1 protein-coding gene is annotated in these 689 nt (G+C 42.4%); it reads right to left on the bottom strand.

From position 1 onward, the window contains the following. Positions 1-111 precede the first annotated feature (111 nt). A partial coding sequence (locus tag JQM82_RS15975) for a helix-turn-helix domain-containing protein (protein WP_235251404.1) occupies positions 112-689 on the bottom strand: 578 nt, incomplete at its 5' end.

The raw sequence follows: 689 nt of genomic DNA, 5'->3' as shown, positions 1-689 counted from the left end.
TTATAAAAGATGGGAGAATCGGCATTAGCCGATTCTCCCTGTTTCTGCTAAAATGAAATGGTAGTTTCCCTCTTTAAGAGAGCTATAATTGAATACAGTGACTGGTTCGTTTTATTTCAAAGGATTCGGCATATTGAAGGTCAGAATCTTTGTGACCTGATGCCCGCAGTTGGACCAGTTGTGCTTCTTCGTAGAATCAAGCTGGGCGCTGTCTCCGGGATACATAATATATTCTTGATCTTCTATATATAATTTCAGAACGCCTTCCAGAACATAGATGAATTCTTCTCCGTCGTGGGAGTATAACTCTACTTCTTCGTCTGCGCTGATATGGGGCATCAGATGGTAAAGCCTGGGAAGATAGGAATAGTTTCTTGCATTCTGGCTTAAGGTATACTGAATGATCTGGTCGCTGACTTTATCACAGTCGGCATCGTAGATTCGTGTAATCGGTGAATCAGAAACGGATGGTTTTTCTTCGGCGAAAGATTCGATAAAATCCATACCCAGAACATCCGTAATCTTCCGGAGAGAATCGATGGCAATCTGTGAAAGCCCGCGTTCGAACTGAGACAGATATCCGATGGAGAATCCAGTTGCTGCACTCATCTGCTGTAATGTCAGCCCCTGTTTCAACCGTTCCTGTTTGATGGTATTTCCAATTTCCTGAATACTTTTCATAGTATTAC

This window comes from Faecalicatena contorta, from assembly GCF_021531995.1.
In the GTDB taxonomy this organism is placed as follows: domain Bacteria; phylum Bacillota; class Clostridia; order Lachnospirales; family Lachnospiraceae; genus Dorea_A; species Dorea_A contorta_A.
Note: the sequence above shows the minus strand (reverse complement) of the source record. Positions and strands in the feature narration are given on the sequence as shown.